Annotated in this window: 11 protein-coding genes and 3 pseudogenes; 7 read left to right on the top strand and 7 right to left on the bottom strand. The window is 61.6% G+C overall.

Annotated elements, in window-relative coordinates:
- Nucleotides 1–5: 5 nt before the first annotated feature.
- From SJ05684_RS25990 to SJ05684_RS26000, 3 genes are all read right to left on the bottom strand, one after another.
- Nucleotides 6–1,856, bottom strand: coding sequence for an SLC13 family permease (locus tag SJ05684_RS25990; RefSeq protein ID WP_309568594.1), 1,851 nt, complete (start codon nucleotides 1,854–1,856; stop codon nucleotides 6–8).
- Nucleotides 1,857–1,944: 88 nt separating this feature from the next.
- Complete coding sequence (locus SJ05684_RS25995) at nucleotides 1,945–2,616, bottom strand: response regulator (protein ID WP_034856257.1); 672 nt, start codon at nucleotides 2,614–2,616, stop codon at nucleotides 1,945–1,947.
- A gap of 26 nt (nucleotides 2,617–2,642) precedes the next feature.
- Nucleotides 2,643–4,157: a sensor histidine kinase gene (locus tag SJ05684_RS26000; protein ID WP_034856258.1), complete on the bottom strand. Its 1,515-nt coding sequence runs from the start codon at nucleotides 4,155–4,157 to the stop codon at nucleotides 2,643–2,645.
- Nucleotides 4,158–4,791: 634 nt separating this feature from the next.
- Between SJ05684_RS26000 and SJ05684_RS26005 the strand changes: the two genes are divergently transcribed.
- The 5 genes from SJ05684_RS26005 (at nucleotide 4,792) to SJ05684_RS26025 (ending at nucleotide 9,130) form a co-directional block, all read left to right on the top strand.
- Complete coding sequence (locus SJ05684_RS26005; RefSeq protein ID WP_034856259.1) at nucleotides 4,792–5,163, top strand: hypothetical protein; 372 nt, start codon at nucleotides 4,792–4,794, stop codon at nucleotides 5,161–5,163.
- A gap of 286 nt (nucleotides 5,164–5,449) precedes the next feature.
- Entirely contained in the window at nucleotides 5,450–5,836 is a 387-nt protein-coding gene (locus SJ05684_RS26010; RefSeq protein WP_034856260.1) for a hypothetical protein, read from the top strand.
- Nucleotides 5,837–5,928: 92 nt separating this feature from the next.
- The gene (locus SJ05684_RS26015) at nucleotides 5,929–7,176 is read left to right on the top strand and encodes an efflux RND transporter periplasmic adaptor subunit (protein WP_157211986.1); all 1,248 of its coding nucleotides are present in this window, start codon (nucleotides 5,929–5,931) and stop codon (nucleotides 7,174–7,176) included.
- Nucleotides 7,176–7,901 (top strand): ABC transporter ATP-binding protein, encoded by a 726-nt coding sequence (locus tag SJ05684_RS26020; RefSeq protein WP_050980072.1) that lies wholly within the window; start codon nucleotides 7,176–7,178, stop codon nucleotides 7,899–7,901. The genes SJ05684_RS26015 and SJ05684_RS26020 overlap by 1 nt, the downstream gene beginning before the upstream one ends.
- Nucleotides 7,898–9,130 carry an ABC transporter permease gene (locus SJ05684_RS26025; protein WP_034856262.1) on the top strand — a complete coding sequence of 411 codons (1,233 nt, stop codon included), beginning with the start codon at nucleotides 7,898–7,900 and terminating at the stop codon, nucleotides 9,128–9,130. Before SJ05684_RS26020 ends, SJ05684_RS26025 begins: the two co-directional genes overlap by 4 nt.
- Nucleotides 9,131–9,162: 32 nt before the next feature.
- Here SJ05684_RS26025 and SJ05684_RS26030 read toward each other — a convergent pair.
- A pseudogene (locus SJ05684_RS26030) lies at nucleotides 9,163–9,327 on the bottom strand (plastocyanin/azurin family copper-binding protein); the annotation flags it as partial.
- On the opposite strand from SJ05684_RS26030, the pseudogene SJ05684_RS26035 reads away from it, so the two are divergent.
- Nucleotides 9,324–9,694 (top strand): annotated as a pseudogene (locus SJ05684_RS26035) (coproporphyrinogen III oxidase); the annotation flags it as partial. The pseudogenes SJ05684_RS26030 and SJ05684_RS26035 sit on opposite strands and share 4 nt — an antisense overlap.
- Before the next feature lie 193 nt (nucleotides 9,695–9,887).
- A complete protein-coding gene (locus SJ05684_RS26040) occupies nucleotides 9,888–10,244 on the top strand; it encodes an SPW repeat protein (RefSeq protein ID WP_034856265.1) in 357 nt (118 codons plus the stop codon).
- Nucleotides 10,245–10,405: 161 nt separating this feature from the next.
- On the opposite strand, the gene SJ05684_RS26045 is transcribed toward SJ05684_RS26040, so the two are convergent.
- The 3 genes and pseudogenes from SJ05684_RS26045 to SJ05684_RS26055 all read right to left on the bottom strand — a co-directional run.
- Nucleotides 10,406–11,449: a Gfo/Idh/MocA family protein gene (locus SJ05684_RS26045; protein ID WP_034856267.1), complete on the bottom strand. Its 1,044-nt coding sequence runs from the start codon at nucleotides 11,447–11,449 to the stop codon at nucleotides 10,406–10,408.
- 12 nt (nucleotides 11,450–11,461) lie between these two features.
- Nucleotides 11,462–12,247, bottom strand: a complete 786-nt coding sequence (locus SJ05684_RS26050; RefSeq protein ID WP_095694389.1) for a ThuA domain-containing protein — start codon at nucleotides 12,245–12,247, stop codon at nucleotides 11,462–11,464.
- 209 nt (nucleotides 12,248–12,456) lie between these two features.
- Nucleotides 12,457–12,949: pseudogene (locus tag SJ05684_RS26055) on the bottom strand (ABC transporter permease family protein); the annotation flags it as partial.
- Nucleotides 12,950–13,123 lie beyond the last annotated feature (174 nt).

A 13,123-nucleotide genomic window follows, 5' to 3' on the forward strand; every position in this document is an offset into this window, starting at 1 on the left:
TCGACTCACAGCGGCCAGAAGATCGGGATCACGATCGTTGCGGTCACCCACATGACCAGGTTCAGCGGGACACCGATCCGAATGAAGTCAGTGAACCGGTAGCCTCCGGCATTGTAGACGAAGGTATTCGTCTGATAGCCGATCGGGGTGGCAAAGCTAGCGCTTGCCGCAAACATGACCGCAACAACGAAGGGTCTCGGATCGACGCCGAGTGTCTGGGCAAGCCCCACCGCAATCGGCGTCAACAGGATCGCGGCTGCGTTATTGCTCATCATCTCGGTCAAAAGCGAGGTTATCAGGTAGACGGCCGAAAGAACCGCCAGCGGGCCGAACGAGCTGATGAGACCGGCAAAAACGTCGACGACGAGGCGTGCGGCACCCGTTCGCTCCATGGCAATGCCCAGAGCCAGCATGCCGAAGATCAGGAACAGAATGTTCCAGCGTATCGAGGTGTAGGCGTCCTCGGCCTCGAGGCATCCGAAAGCCACGACGATAATCGCCGCCATCAGGGCGAGTGCGGCAATCGGAAGGACCTCGAAGGCCGCCAGCCCCATCACCAGAAGGATGGCGCCGATTGCGATGGGCGCCTTGTTGCGCCTGAGCGGCTTCTCGCTCGGCTGGACAAGGTTTACCAGTTCCCGATAGTCGAACATCCGGCGCATGCTCTCCGCCGGCCCTTCGAGCAGGATCGTGTCGCCCATCTGCAGCCGCACATCATTGAAGTTTCCCCTGATGTTTTCGCCCTGGCGATGAACCGCGAGCACGTAGGCGCCATAAAGGCGTCTCAGGTTGAGATCGGCCGCACGGCGGCCGATAAAGCGCGATTGCGGCCCCACCACGCCTTCCATGACGACGGTCTCCTGGGCGCCGATTGGTTCGAGGGCATGGATCGCTCCGCCGCCAAAGGCGACGTCGCTTGCCTCCCGCAGGGCCAGCATGTCGCCGATCTTGCTGCGCACCACGACCCGATCGCCCGCTTTCAGCTCCACATTCTCAAGGCTCCATCGATAGGAAATGTTGTTTCGCACCAGATCTACGACGCGAAAACCGCGCTCCGCCGTAAATCCGGCCTCTTTCAGCCTCTTGCCGGTGAGCGTCGACCCGACGGGCACGAGCACCTCGGCCAGGAACTTCCGGTCCTCCGATTTCGGAAGCAGCCCGGCGAGGCTGTCGCGGTCCGGCAGGAGCCAACGCCCGGCGACAGCCAGGTAGACAACACCGACAGCGGCCATGATGACGCCCGCAGCCGTTATTTCAAACATCCCGAAGGGGGCCAGCCCCTGCTTCTGGGCGACGCCATCGACGAGTATGTTCGTTGAAGTGCCGATGATCGTGGTCGTCCCGCCGAAGATGCTGGCGAAAGACAGCGGAATCAGGAATTTCGAGGGGGACAGCTTCACGGTGGTTGCCAGACCGATCACCACCGGCGTGAGGATGACGACCACGGGCGTGTTGTTGATGAAGGCGGACATGATCATCACGCTCACCATCATCGTCACGAGCGCCATCAGCGGCGACCACTTCGCCGCGCGGGTGACGACCCGGCCCAAACCGTCGATGACGCCGGTCCGCTCCAAGGCGGCGCTGAGCACGAACATCGCCCCCACCGTCACCGGGGCGCTATTGCCGAAAACGCCTAAAATATCGTCCGTATTGAGAATGCCGAGCGCGAGCAGGAGAGCCACTGCACTCATCGCAACGACGTCAGGCGGCACCAACTCCCGGATGAAGCCGAAGAACACCACGACGACGAGGACCAGGACAATGGCAATCTGTACCGAGTTCCAATCCATCTTTCCCAACATGAGTTGTCGAAGTTGCTGGACACGCACCCACCGTTTCATAACGTAGCGCATGTAATGGTCCCAGCATATGGGAGAGGGAGCAGGCTCGGGACGAAAATGAATTGGTCTTCCGACGTCAGGTCGTGTCGATAATCTCCCGTCAGCCGTCCGAAACCGGTTGGGACGGCTCTACGATGGGTGACAGCAATGTTCTCAGTGCCAACCGGTCGGAGAGGCCGAGCTTGAGGAAGATGTTGTGGAGGTGGACCTTGACCGTTCCTTCGGTGATGTCCAGGGCTTTCGCAATCTCCTTGTTGGACATGCGCTTCGCCGCCATCATCGCGATGTCCGTTTCCCGGGGACTCAAGCGCGGAAGCAACTGATCCATTCTCTCGCGCTGTTGCCGTTGCCGATCGACCGCAGCCGCTATGCTTGCATCGGGAAAACAGCGGCTCCCCACCGCCACCTTGTGAATGCAGTCGAGCAGGTTTTCGGGCGCCGACCGCTTGAACAGGATGCTGTCGACCCCGAGCGACACCGCGTCGCAAATCTCCTCATCATTCATTTCGGCCGTGAAAAGGATGACCCGGACCGGCAGTCTTCGGCTTCGGACTTCTTCGAGAAATTTCAGCCCGGAGAGACCGGGCATCCTCATATCGACCACGGCCACGTCCGGCGCATCCTTCTCGACGGCCGAGATTGCCGCCAGACCATCCCCGACGAAATGGATCGGCTGCAGCGTCTCGTCGCCGCCAACCAACCCCTTGAGCGCATTGAGGACGAGCGGATGGTCGTCCGCAAACAGGATCGTCGTCGGCCGGGTGTCCACCATTCTCCCCTTCTCCATCGCCGCCACGTTCATTCTAGAGCACCCCTGATCGTCACCGACAAGCCTTGAGGAGAATTGTCAAGCGAGAGCCGCCAGCCGAGTGCCTGCACTCGCCTGCGCAGCGAGATCGACCCGACCTCCTCGGCAAGCACGGTTTCGTATTCGAATGTGCCGGGAGGCTCCTGGAGACCCACCCCATCGTCCCCGATCGTCAACGTAAACAACGTGCGTGTGCTTTCGAGGTGCACTTCAAAACGACTCGCGCGACCGTGCCGAACCCCATTGGCGATCGCCTCGGAGATCAGCATGAAAAGACCTTTCACCGCCTTCTCCGACATGACGAGATCGAGAGGCGCAACCGAGAGAGCGATGCTGCAGGCCCATTGCGCCTGCAGTTCGACAAGCAATTTCCTGAGACGCCCGGCAACACGGCATGTCTTCTGCGCCGGCCGCTCGCCGGTAGCCTCTCTTACGAGTGTTCGCAGTTTGTCCTGCTGCTCGCCAATGATGGCGCGTATCTGGGCGAGCTGCCCCTCCGTTTCGCCCTCGCTCTTCTTCGGAAGCGTGGCCAATTGTATCGACACGGCCGCCATGCTTTGCAGCAGGTCGTCGTGGATGTCCCGTGCCAGCTTTTCGCGTTCCTCGGCTTTCGCAGCTTCAATCAGCCGCTGCCTCAAGTCCTGCTCGGCGATTTCATAGCCGATGCGCGCAGCCGCGACGCTTGCCAGCGGAAGCAGGTCCTCTCCCGTTTCCTCGCAGTCTATGAAGAGCACAAAGCCTTCCGCCGAGCCCCCCGGAAGAGGAGCCATGATCATGCTCTCCGCCTTGCCGCCAATGAGCCAGTCTGGCAGCCTCTGTGAGCCCCCGCGCCAGAATTCCGCCCCGCCCCGGCTGCCCATCACCTCGGGCAGACCGTTCGCGCTCTCCTCATATCTGGCGATACCGTGATCGAGAGCGACGACCCTCGCAAGCGACCCCGCCTCGTCCCGCCAGACTGCCAGTGCCCGCGTTGCCCTGGTGATCGCGGCCGCCCGGCGCAGGACCGACGCGATTGGCGTGTCGCCGCCGAGCCATGCCTGTGCCGACGATCCTGTCAGGCTGGCGACGCCGAGCCGCATCCGCTCGATGATGTGCCCGAAATAGGCGAACAGAACGCCGGCGACGATGAGATAGATGCCGCGCATCACAACGCGGTTAAGGTCATCCATAAGGTCGTCGGACAAGGCGCCCAACATTCCGTAAATGCTGACTGTCGCCAGCGTCGTGAAGGCGGCACCGCGCCAGCCCCAGCGAATGGTCGCAGCAAACAAGGCAAAGGTCAGCAGCACGAAGAAAGGACTCGTCGGGCCATCGGTCAGATGGAGGACCACGCCGAATGTGAGAATGTCGATGCCATGGACGAGATGTGCGGCTGGGCGACTGACCACAAACCGCTCCATCATTACCACCAGCGCACCGGAATAGATGACGTATGCCGCCAGGATGAAGTATGCAATCTCGCTGTTGCGGGCCGGTTGTGTCGGATCGATATAGATTGCCAGCAATGCAAATATCGCCAGGACCAGGCGCGAAACAGCAACCAATCGCCGGGCGCTGATGGCCTTTACGCCATGAGGCCAAACTGTGTGATCAAAATACTCATGCACCGCTTCCGCTTGGAACGCGCGATCTATACTTTGCATATAACTCACTGAATTCCCCCCAAACCTGAGCTTGAGTAGATGGAGAGTAATTTCTCTTATGAAGCTCACCAGGGCTGCCTCCCGGATAAATTGAGACGCATCCCCGCAATGTTCGCCATAGCGAACCATCTGCCATAACTATTCTATATTAAACCCTAATTACAAAGAATTATTGGTTACTTCAAAATTTACAACTCAGCTTATATCTTCACGGAATATAGAATCAACTCCTATTTTAGCGCATCCTTCCCTGCATCAGCAGAGAAATCCGACTGTGAACCACAGGCGGGGGAGCGAGACCACCTAATCACCACTTGTGGGCAAGAGCCGACGGACCACAGCAAACAGAGTGGTCGGCGGACGCGCGCGGACACGTCACCGGCCACGCACGGAACAACAAGGGGGCACCCATTACGACAGCAGCGGGGCCTACCGTCTGCGGACGTGGAGGGACAAACCGCGCCGCAGGCGCACAACAGAGAGAAAGGTAACACGAATGCGTCACGTCAACATGCTGCTGGCCGCGGCCGCGATGACTATGGTCTCCGGGATGGCGATGGCTGAATGTCCCTCTGGATCGGAAGGCCTGCCGAACTCTAAGTGGTCGTGGGCCGACGGCGGCAGTTCAACATCGTCCTCGACCAGCTTCGGCGACATCAGCTACGCCGGCGGGAGCGGCAATGGCTGGGCCGACGTAACGACGACCACAACCACAACCACAATCTGCCTCGCGATCAACCCCGGCGGTAACGTGGTCGACGATAAGAGCACCTCGGTCACTACAACCACAACTTCGGTCGAAGAAGGCGTCAAGGTCTGCGAGAACAGCCCAAACGGCACAGATCTCGCTGGCGACCTCTGCCGCTAACCGGCAAGCGGAGCCCCCGCGGACACGCGGGGCTCCCATGCAGCCCGAGCCAGGCGCAAGCCAACTGCGGCCATGTTCTCACTCACCACTGGCAAGTGCCGAGTCGCCACTATGGTTAACGATCGGTATATCCTGCGGATATATTGAATTTTACATTGCGCCGGCGCAGAGGTTTCAACCAGCACGGCAGCGGGTGGGGTGCTCCTGTTTGTTGATGCTGTGGAAAATACGCGGCAAGAGCGCAGTCGGCGCCCGGACGCACGCGTTACCAACATGGAGTTACTGAATGCGTAAGTTGATGACTTTTGCGGCGGCTGCAGCTGTTACTATGACGGTTGCAAACACGGCGTTCGCCGGCGCCTGTGACGGACTGACGAGCCCAAATAAAAACATTTCTTATGTCCCGGGCCCGAGCACCACGGTAACGGAAATCGGCGACATTTCCTATTCCGGCAAGAGCGGCAACGGGTTCGCTGATGTCACGACGTACACAGTTACGACGTGCATTGCGATCAACGTCAAGAGCGGCAATCCCGTAGAGGGTCAGAACCAGACCGTCGTTGGCGAGCCTACCGTGCTCGAGGATCAAAAAGTCTGCCAGAACGTAGGCGGGAAAGATGGCCAGTCCAGCGTGCCTGTCGACACATATCCCAGCGCGCAATGCGGAATCTGATTGCGATTTGCAACGGCTACCGAGCCGTCGCATGAGTGTTCAGCGCGCAAGGGTCCCTTTGGCCTTTGCGCGTGACATGCGGAGTAACGGAAGTGCGTAGAATTTCTCGTGGAGTTTTCTCCGTTACCATTCTGGCTGGGCTCGCATGGGCAGGGGCAGAGACTGGCTATCTCGCAGAGATCCCGGGGTGGGATAACGCCGCCAAAGGCAATCGGCTTGCTACAACAGGCTCTATACTTGCCGAGGCCAACAGCTCTCCATTCGTAGCGTCCCATTATCGCTCGGCCGAAATCGAAGTGCGCCGGATCGTCGACCGGATTGAGGTGACCGGCACCGTCCGGCCCGTGGCACTTGTCAATGTCAGTTCCGAACTCTCCGGCCAGATCAAGGAATTCCGGGCCGATTTCAACGACGAGGTCCGGCGTGACGACGTCCTTGCGTTGATCGATCCGCGCCTCTTCGAGATCGCGGTCGAGCAGGCGCAGGCGCAGGTCGGCGTTGCGGAATCCGATGTACTCAAGGCGGAGGTGTCGCTCCGCGATGCTGAAGAGGAGTTCGAGCGCAAGAAGTCGCTCGCAGCGCGCGGAACCGGTTCCCAGGTCGATCTCTCCAAGGCGGAGGCCGCGCGCGACCTTGCCGAAGCGCAACGGCAGGACGCGGGTTATGCGCTTGCCTCGGCGGAGGCGGGACTGAAGAAGGCGAAGAGCGACCTTGAGCGCACGGGGATCCGCTCGCCGGTGGATGGCACGGTCATCCATCGCAATATCGAAGTCGGCCAGACCGTCACGGTCGGGCTCGATGCGCCGGTGCTCTATACGATCGCGCAGGACCTCCGCGAAATGCAGGTCAATGTTTCGGTGCCGGAAGCTGAGATCGGCCGCATTCACCCGGGCCTGCGCATGGAGTTTACGGTCGATGCCTATCCGGGCCAGCTGTTTCAAGGCAAAGTACTGCAGATCCGCCTGCAGCCGCAAACAACCCAGAACGTGGTGACCTACACGGTGATCGCTGCCGCTCCCAATCCGGACCTCTCGCTCCTGCCCGGCATGACCGCGACCGCCCGGATCATCGTCGACGAAACGGGAACAACTCTGGCGGTGCCGACCGCAGCCCTTCGCTTCCGCCTGCCGAACGAACCTCGCGGCGGCGAGAACCGCGTCCTTGTAGCGCGGGGCGGACAGGTGACGGCCGTTCCGGTGAAGCTCGGCGCGTCCGATGGCGGCTTCACCGCGGTCACGGCGGAGGGGCTGAGCCCAGGAGATATTGTCATTACCGGTCTTGCCGCCGGCGCCAGCCAGGGCGGTGCGCAGGATGGGCGGCGCCTGATCGGGATATTCTGATGCCGCTCGTTCGCCTGGAGAGAATCAGCAAGCGCTTCGACCTCGGCGAGGTCCCGGTTCCCGCGCTCTCAGACGTCTCGTTCGAGCTCGACGCCGGCAGTTCCGTGGCGATCATCGGTCCGTCCGGTTCCGGCAAGTCGACGTTGCTCGGTATTCTCGGCTGCCTCGATACGCCGACCAGCGGCAGCTATCGCCTCGCCGGCGAGGAGGTCGGCGGCATTTCGCCGGCGGAGCTCGCGGATCTGCGCTGCCGCCGCTTCGGCTTCGTCTTCCAGAACTTCAACCTGTTGCCACGGCTGACGGCACTCGAAAACGTTGAACTGCCACTTGCCTACGCCCGGCAGGCGCCGACAATGCGCAGGGCGAAGGCGGCGGAAATGCTCGACCGCGTCGGCCTCTCGAACCGCATGTCGCATTATCCGAGCCAGCTCTCCGGAGGTCAGCAGCAGCGCGTCGCGATCGCCCGCGCGCTCGTCAACCAGCCGGAGTTGATCCTTGCCGACGAACCGACTGGCGCGCTCGACACGACCACTGGCCACGAGATCCTGTCGCTTCTGAACGGGGCGAATTCGGACGGTACGACCGTCATCGTCGTGACCCACGATCCGAAGGTGGCGGCCAACATGCGCCGGACGATTTCGCTATCGGATGGGCGGATCGCCGGGGATACGAACCGCGACCTCTCAGCCGGCCGCCTGCCCCTCCTGCCGGCGGCGGTCCTATGAGGGCGATCGACACAATGCGCACGGCCGCGCGGTCGCTGCGCGGCAACCGACTCCGCAGCGCGTTGACGACGCTTGGCATCATCATCGGCGTCGCCTCAGTCGTGGTGATGGTGGCGGTCGGTGCGGGAACGCAGGCGCGGATCAAGGAAGAGATAGCACGTCTGGGCACCAACGTTTTCATCGTGACGCCGGGCTATGCCACGTCCGGCGGCGTTCGGCTAGGCGCGAGCACGCGTCCATCACTGACGGAAGCGGATGCGGAGGCGATCCGCTCGGAGGGAGCAGGCATCATCGCGGCCGCGCCCACCGTGGCGGGCACCGCCCACCTCGCGACAGCGGTAGACAACTGGTCTTCGGGCGTCATCGGCATCACCGAAGATTATTTTGCCGCCCGCGACCGCCGCCTGGCAGAAGGCCGGTCGATCGATGAGCGCGACCTCAAATCGGAATCGAAAGTCGTCATGCTGGGGATGACCACGGCGGAGCGGATCTTCAAGGATGCGGACCCGATCGGGGCGACGATCCGGGTCAATCATCTTCCCATGGAGGTGATCGGGCTGCTGGAACGCAAGGGCGAGATGCTGGACGGTTCCGATCTCGACGACATCGTCCTCATTCCGCTCGGCACCACGCGTAACCAAGTCCTCGGCAGGAGCTTCGCCAAGGCAGGCTCGGTCTCGATGATCACCGTCAAGGTAGCCGATGACACGAAAATAAACGAGTCGATGGAGGAGGTTCGCGACATCCTCCGTTTCCAGCATCGTCTCTCAGCAAACCAGAGCGACGATTTCAGGATAAACAACATCACCGAAAGCCTGAAGCTCCAGGAGCAGTCTTCCGCCGCCCTGACCCAGCTTCTCGCCGCGATCGCCTCCATATCGCTCCTCGTCGGCGGCATCGGCATCATGAACATCATGCTCGTTTCGGTGACGGAGCGCACCCGGGAGATCGGTGTGCGGATGGCGATCGGCGCCAGGCCCGCGACGATCTTGGCGCAATTCCTCGCCGAGGCGACCATCCTTTCGCTCGCCGGCGGCATCGCCGGGGCTGCGGCAGGCTTCGCCGGCGCCGTCGTCGCCGAATCCTATTTCGACATGCGCGTCGAATTGACCGGCGAACCGGTTGTACTCGCCTTTCTCTTTTCAGCGCTCGTTGGGCTTGTCTTCGGCCTCTACCCGGCCATGCGCGCGGCGCGGAAGTCGCCCATGGAGGCCCTGCGCTATGAGTAGAGGGGACGAAATTTCCCGGCGCGGACTAAGGGCTCGGCGCCATCCGGGATCATGTCTTTGATCGTCTCGACATTGTGGCCCTTGTCGGTCGGAATGAAAGTCACCGTGTCGCAGGGATTGACCTTGACAAAGGCCGGCTCGAACACCATCGAGCCTTCCGCGCCCTTGTTCAGCATGTGAACCTCGAAATGGTCTGCCGGAGGGCTACGTGCAAAACGAAATCCCGCCGACCTCTACGCGCAGAAGATCGCCGGCAGGCAGTTGGCGACGAAGAGAGGCTACCGGTCGACCGAGGAAGATCGTCTGCGCGCGCAGATCATCGAGCGGCTGATGTGCGACTTTCACGAGGACGTCCCCGCCGTGGCCGCCGAGCACGGCCTCGATCCCGGAATACTCCTCGACGGCAATAGCCGGCTTGCAATGCTGGAACACGACGGAATCCTGGAAAACAACGGCGGCGTGGTCGGGCTTCGCGGGGACGATCGCTTTCTCATCCGCGCCGTTGCCGCCGCCTTCGACGCCTATCTCACGCAATCGTCGCGTGCGCACAGCAAGGCGGCCTGAAGGCCACGCTCACGATCCGGGCCTCGGGCGAGTAGCCATAAGGCGCCCCGGTAACGGATTTCTTGAATCTTCGGTGTATTTTGGATAAAATCACCAGCAATTCAAAGCGTTACAGCGTCCGCGCGATTTCAATCGACCGGAGCGGGTATTCCAGCGAGAGGTGACGCTTTGGCCAACTTCAGTGGAGGTTGTCATGCCCAGCACTCTCATGGCAGGAAAAAGAGCCCAGGACTGGGCGAATCTGGTCCTGGCGGTGTGCCTGTTCCTTTCACCCTGGGTCATTGGTTTTGCATCTGAAGCCGCTCCGACCTGGAACGCCTGGATAGCCGGCATCGTGCTCGGCGCCCTCGCGGTAGCAACCCTTTCGGCCTTCGCCGAATGGGAGGAATGGGCGAATATGGTGATCGGCCTGTGGTTGATCGTATCTCCCTGGCTCCTCGGCTTCATGGCAAACGTGAACGCCATGTGGACCCATGTCATTCTGGGTCTGCTCGTCGCCGCGATATCAGCCTGGGCGGTCTGGGACTATCGCCATCATTCACACGTTTAACACATCGGGGCTGTAGCGGGCCACTGCCGTGACGCTCTGACAGGTGGCCCACGTCAAAATGAACCAAGCAGACTTAGCAGGCGAAGCCAGGCAAGTCTGCTTGGATCACCTTCGTCCCCCACCGCGCAGCCTGGGAGCACTCAACGCAACGGATGGCGAACTCACACCGCCAGTTCGCATCGTTCGTTTTCGGTTTCCATTGCCATATCCAGAACCTTCTGCAGGTTTGCTGCATGGCGGAAGCCCGGCTCGACCGTCTCGCCCTTCTCGACCGCAGCCACGAAGCGCTCGTAATTGGTCGGCACGATTCCGGCATCGATATCACGCCACACGGCCGTTTCCACGTCCTCTCCGAGGCACGCCCGCAGGCTTGAGCCCTGCGGCGTATGGACCACCTCGAGAGCACCCCGATCACCGTGCAGCCTTAATCTCAGCTCGTTCAGATGGCCGGTCGCCCAGCGGCTGGCATGGATCACGCCCATCGCCCCATTTTCCAGTTCCACCGTCATGGCAAAGCTGTCATTGGCATCGAGGTCGTACTCGCCGATCCGGTTGTCCGGCGCCTTTTCGAAGGACTTGAGCCGTGCGAACACCCGCTCCACCGAACTGCCCGTGCCATAGCCGGCAAAGTCGAGAATATGGATGCCAACATCGCCGAGCACGCCATTCGACCCATGCTTGGTCGACAGCCGCCACAACCACGTGGACTCGCTCGCCCAATCACCCCAGGCCTTGGATACGAGCCAGCTCTGCAGATAGGAGGCTTCGAGGTGCCGAAGCCGGCCGATCTCACCGGCGAGCACCAGTTCCCGTGCCTTCTGCAGCGGCGCGACATTGCGGTAGGTGAGATTGACCATGGTGACGAGGCCGGAGCGCTCGGCGGCTTCGGCCATCTCCGCCGCCTTGTCGTAATTCTCCGCCAGCGGCTTTTCGCAGAGCACATGCTTGCCGGCGGCGATCAGCGCCAGCGTCGTCGGGTGGTGGGCCTTGTCCGGCGTGACGTTCGTCGCCGCGTCGAATTCGCCCCAGGCGATCGCTTCCTCGAGCGAGGTAAAGGCGTGATCGATGCCGTGCCGGGCGGCAAAGGCCCTGGCACGCGCCGGGTCGACGTCGACGGCGCCCACCATCTGGACGCCGTCTATCTTGGCAAAGGCATTGGCATGGCTGTTTCCCATGCCGCCGGTTCCGAGTACCAGGAGACGCATCGGGACCCCCTTTTAGCGATAGCCGGCTTCGCCGGCGCGGTGCAGCTTCGGCCCGCGTTCGACGATCGGCTCCAGCGCTTTTTCGACAGGGACGTTCGGTGCGTCGTGGATCGCATTATAGGTGCTTTGCGGGTTGTAGGCCCATTTCACCGCATTGCGCAGCACCTTGTGTACCGTGGCATCGTGGTAGGTCGGATAGGTCTCGTGCCCGGGGCGGAAATAAAAGATGTTGCCCGCGCCGCGCCGCCAGGTGAGCCCCGAGCGGAAGACCTCGCCGCCGGCGAACCAAGAGATGAACACGGTCTCGAGCGGTTCCGGCACCGAAAACGCTTCGCCATACATCTCCTCGTACTCGATCACGAAGTTTTCGCCGAGACCCTCGGCGATTGGATGGCGCGGATTGACCACCCAGACCCGCTCGCGCTCGCCCGCCTCGCGCCATTTCAGCGCGCAGGGCGTACCCATGAGACGCTTGAAGATCTTTGAAAAATGGCCGGAGTGGAGCACAATCAGCCCCATGCCTTCCCAGACCCTTCGGGCGACCCGCTCCACGATCTCGTCGTCGACGTCTCCGTGTGCGGCGTGGCCCCACCACAGGAGCACGTCGGCTGCGGCGAGCCGCTCCTCGCTCAGCCCGTGTTCCGGCTCCTGCAAAGTCGCCGTCGCTGCCTCGATGGCGGGATCGGCGTTCAGCGCTGCAGCGATCGTATTGTGCATCCCGTCCGGATAGATTTCCTGGACAGTGGCATTCTTCTGTTCGTGGACGTTCTCGCCCCACACGATGGCGTTGATGGACAAGGTCGTTCTCCTCGTGGCTCGGGCACCCGACGGGGTGCCCTGTTTGACTTTGTCGACGCGGAGTTGGGGCTGGCGTAGCACCCATTCCGGTCTAACGTTTGGCGGTTGGAAATGATCCGCAATTCACTGGCTCCACAGCGCCGCGCATACGCGCAAAGGTCGCTGTAGAAATTTGAATTGCTGCATGTCTTGTCCTTGAATCGAGGTCGATTTAAGGAGACATGCAGTAGGCCGTTGAGGATGCCGAACTGGTCGTTGAGCATCCAGGCCCACATCTTCGCCGAGACGATGGTGGGGATCGCCCAGAAAATGAGGATAGCCGCGCGTACCAGGCCGCGGCCCGGAAAATGCGCGTTCAGCACCAGAGCGACGACCAGCCCCAGAACCGTCTCCACGCTCACGGAAACAACACCAGGAGGGGTCGGCGAGCAGGCCCCAATAGATGGTTCGCCCGCTCTTCAGCGTGATCCAGGTGAGATAATTGTCGAAGCCGATGAACTCGGCGCCTGCGAGATTGGTCAACGACGCATTTGTCAGGCTGAAATAGACGGTCCGTATGAGCGGCCAGCTGGCGACAAGTGCCAGAACCAGGAGCGCCGGCGCCAGGAACACCCAGGCGGAGCGCACGCGCTGCGCGCGGAGGTCTGAATGATGTGCGTGCGGCTCGCGGATGCGGCCGGCGGATCCGGTCAGATCGGCCATGAAGAAGGCTCCCCTTTGCCATCCGGCTTTCGCGGTTCGACAGGAGGGAGGGCGGCCGCGGTGGACCGCCATCCCGGGCGACGGCTGCAGGGCGAGGGAAAGCATGAGCGTCTCCTCGCCCTACAGCGCGATGCGTCTTTCAGACGCACAAAAGGTCGCTGTAGCAGTTGAATT

Source organism: Sinorhizobium sojae CCBAU 05684, from assembly GCF_002288525.1.
In the GTDB taxonomy this organism is placed as follows: domain Bacteria; phylum Pseudomonadota; class Alphaproteobacteria; order Rhizobiales; family Rhizobiaceae; genus Sinorhizobium; species Sinorhizobium sojae.

Bases quoted from the DNA above. Each gene is read 5' to 3' on its own strand.
- SJ05684_RS25995 (WP_034856257.1), bottom strand. From the start codon at position 2,616: ATGGTGGACACCCGGCCGACGACGATCCTGTTTGCGGACGACCATCCG.
- SJ05684_RS26025 (WP_034856262.1), top strand. From the start codon at position 7,898: ATGAGGGCGATCGACACAATGCGCACGGCCGCGCGGTCGCTGCGCGGC.
- SJ05684_RS26020 (WP_050980072.1), top strand. From the start codon at position 7,176: ATGCCGCTCGTTCGCCTGGAGAGAATCAGCAAGCGCTTCGACCTCGGC.
- SJ05684_RS26045 (WP_034856267.1), bottom strand. From the start codon at position 11,449: ATGCGTCTCCTGGTACTCGGAACCGGCGGCATGGGAAACAGCCATGCC.
- SJ05684_RS26005 (WP_034856259.1), top strand. From the start codon at position 4,792: ATGCGTCACGTCAACATGCTGCTGGCCGCGGCCGCGATGACTATGGTC.
- SJ05684_RS26010 (WP_034856260.1), top strand. From the start codon at position 5,450: ATGCGTAAGTTGATGACTTTTGCGGCGGCTGCAGCTGTTACTATGACG.
- SJ05684_RS25990 (WP_309568594.1), bottom strand. From the start codon at position 1,856: ATGCGCTACGTTATGAAACGGTGGGTGCGTGTCCAGCAACTTCGACAA.
- SJ05684_RS26040 (WP_034856265.1), top strand. From the start codon at position 9,888: ATGCCCAGCACTCTCATGGCAGGAAAAAGAGCCCAGGACTGGGCGAAT.